This is a genomic window from Dietzia sp. HMSC21D01 (assembly GCF_001815995.1).
Taxonomy (GTDB): domain Bacteria; phylum Actinomycetota; class Actinomycetes; order Mycobacteriales; family Mycobacteriaceae; genus Dietzia; species Dietzia cinnamea.
The window spans coordinates 1-2,774 of the sequence record NZ_KV824113.1; the positions used below are offsets into that span (position 1 = coordinate 1).

Annotated in this window: 2 protein-coding genes and 1 pseudogene; 2 read left to right on the forward strand and 1 reads right to left on the reverse strand. The window is 73.6% G+C overall.

Features of this window, described 5'->3' with window-relative positions; genetic code table 11:
* Nucleotides 1–557, forward strand: a pseudogene (locus HMPREF3086_RS15960) (hypothetical protein); the annotation flags it as partial.
* Here HMPREF3086_RS15960 and HMPREF3086_RS15965 read toward each other — a convergent pair.
* Nucleotides 511–1,596 carry a DUF695 domain-containing protein gene (locus HMPREF3086_RS15965; RefSeq protein ID WP_061228306.1) on the reverse strand — a complete coding sequence of 362 codons (1,086 nt, stop codon included), beginning with the start codon at nucleotides 1,594–1,596 and terminating at the stop codon, nucleotides 511–513. The pseudogene HMPREF3086_RS15960 and the gene HMPREF3086_RS15965 overlap by 47 nt on opposite strands.
* Nucleotides 1,597–1,751: 155 nt before the next feature.
* On the opposite strand from HMPREF3086_RS15965, the gene HMPREF3086_RS15970 reads away from it, so the two are divergent.
* Nucleotides 1,752–2,774, forward strand: a 1,023-nt coding sequence (locus HMPREF3086_RS15970) for an NAD(P)H-binding protein (protein ID WP_070722899.1), incomplete at its 3' end; no start/stop codon positions are given.

Genomic DNA, 2,774 nt, shown 5'->3' on the forward strand with positions numbered 1-2,774 from the left:
CGGCGGCGGTCCAGCTGGCCGGCCCGCACCTGCGGTCGGTCCTGCTCGCCGCGCGACCCGCGGTCTGTCGACAGGTCGCGTTCCGCGCGGTCGCGGCCGGGTACCGGGTCGCGGTGGTCACCGACGTCCCCGACCGGTGGCGGCCCCTGACCGCGATCGGCGACGAGTCCCGCTACCGGATCGTCGACCCCGACGCCTCCGACGCGGGAGCCCCGGTCGACGCCGTGATGTGGGATGTCGACGGCCCGTTGACCGAGGGGCGCATCGACGCCCTCGCCGGGCCGGGCGGGCCGGACGTCACCCCGCCCACCGTCGTCCGCGTCGACGCCGACTGGGACCTGCGGGGCGAGCGGCACGCGGACACCGCGGCCCCGCCGGACCTCGTCCTGGACGGGCGGATCGACGGGTGGATCTCGATCGAGCCGCGCGCGGGTGAGTCCCGCCGCGTCTCGGTGGTGGCCGGGCCAGGCGAGGAGGCGTTCGTCGGCCCCCTCACCGTGCCGGGCGAGCTCACACCCGCAGGTGCTGCACCTTCCGCCAGCCCGGATCGTCCGTGACGGTCACCGTCACCTCGCCCTGATCCCAACCGGACGCCGCCACCCGCAGCTGCTCGTGGGCGGGGGTCGTGGAATCGACGTAGAAGTGCAGCAGACGGCGCCCGTCGCAGCTCTCCGCCCCGACGCACTCGCCGTCGCCCTCGAGGCGCTCGACGAGGTGGTCCTCGAGATCCCGCAGGCCGGGCAGCGAGCGAGAGCCGGGCAGGCCCCCGTCCTCGACGTCCGTGTACGGCACGTCGACGGCGACGTGGCGGTCGAATTCCGGCGCCGACAGGGCGACCAGCGGGACGCGGACCACGGCCACGAGCGGGCCCCGGTCGGTGTCCCCGTGGAGGATCTGCCACGCCGGGTCGCCCAGCTCGTCGGTGTTGTCCGCGGCGAGCTCACGCAGGATCCGGGGCAGGTCGGCGAGCGGCACCGCGTCGACGCCAGGCGCGGTGGCATTGGCCCTGATGAGCCCGACCCACGTCTCGACCTGCTCCTCGCCGCACAGGGCGTCCAGCAGGAGGTAGGCGGCGATCGACGAGTCGGCCCCGGTCAGCGCGGTGAACGCCGGGTGGTGGACGGTGACGTCGGCCCGGGACAGCCCCAGGTCCACCACGACCTCGGCGTCATCGAACCCCAGCCGGTGATCGCGGAAGTACATCGCGCAGCCCCGGACCGGCTCACGCAGGTCGGCGAACGACCACGTCTCGTCGGCCCGCGGCGCGGCGGCCAACCACCGGCGCGCGGCGCCCCGCAGCTCGGGCACTCCGGCCGCGGTGACGGTCAGCCGGTGGGGCACCTCCTCGCAGCCCGGGACGAACTCCCACGACAGGCCGGGATCGATGGCCTCGATGAGCGAACTGAGCTCCGCGACCACCCGCCCGGTGACGCCGGAGTCGATCGCCGCGGTGGCCCGGCGCCTGCCGTCGGCGGACCACCAGCGCCAGAAGGTGGTGATGGCCCGGTCCGATCGCGAGCGGGCCGTCTCGATGCGCACGCCGGAGAAGTCCAGCGATCGCGAGAGCTGCCGGGGTCGAGCCGCGCGAATCGCCATGTGTTCTCCTCCCGTGGCCGCGGTCCGTGAATGCGTGTCTCACCCCAGTATCCGGATTACCCGCCGATCGCGCCCGCGCCGACACACCCGGACAGGTCGTAAGGCTGATCGCGGTGCGGGTGCGGCGGGACGGTGACGGTGGCATGGTCGGAGCCATGACCTCCTCCCAGGACCTGGCCGGGCTGTCTTCCGGAGCGCAGCACGGCCGGCGGGTGCTCGTGATCGGCGCGACCGGATACATCGGATCGCGGCTGGTACCCCGGCTCATCACGGACGGTGCCGAGGTCTCGGTGCTCGCGCGCACCCCCGCCAGACTCGACGACGTGCCGTGGAGAGACGAGGTGACCATCCACGAGGGTGGCCTGGGCGATGCCGACGCTCTCCTCGCCGCCCTCCGCGAGACCGACGTGGCCTGCCACCTCGTGCACTCGATGGGTGGCTCCAGGGACTTCGAACGGGAGGAGCGCGAGACCACCGAGCAGTTCGTCCGCGCCGTCGAGGAGGCGGGTGTCGAGCGCATCGTCCACCTGTCTGGCCTCCATCCGGAGGGCGAGGAGGAGCTCTCCCCCCATTTGCGGTCCCGCGCCGAGGTCGCCCGGATCATGCTCGAGTCAACCGTGCCCGCGCTCGTGATCCAGGCCGGGGTGGTAATCGGCTCCGGCTCGGCGTCATTCGAGATGATCCGGCACCTGACCACCCGGCTCCCGGCCATGGTCACGCCCAAGTGGGTGAGCAACCACATCCAGCCCATCGCGATCCGCGACGTCCTGCACTACCTCTCCGCGGCCACCACGGTCCCCCTGTGCGGCGAGCTGGCCCACGGCCGGGCCATCGACGTGGGCGCGCCGGACTTGCTCACCTATGGCGAGATGATGCAGGTCTACGCCGAGGAGGCCGGACTGCGGCGCCGGGTCATGGTCCCCGTACCGGTGCTCACCCCCAAGCTGTCCTCCCACTGGCTGGGACTGGTCACACCCCTCGAGACCGGCCTGGCCAAGCCGCTCGTGGAGTCTCTGCGCTGCGAGGCCGTCGTCGCCAGGGACGACGCCGACGAGGTGCTCGGGCCCCCGCCGGGCGGGCGCACGACCTACCGCGACGCCCTGCGCGAGGCGCTCCGGGTCCCGCACGGTCCGGCGCGGCCACCCCTGTGGGAGGGCGCGGATCCGCTCGGCGACCCC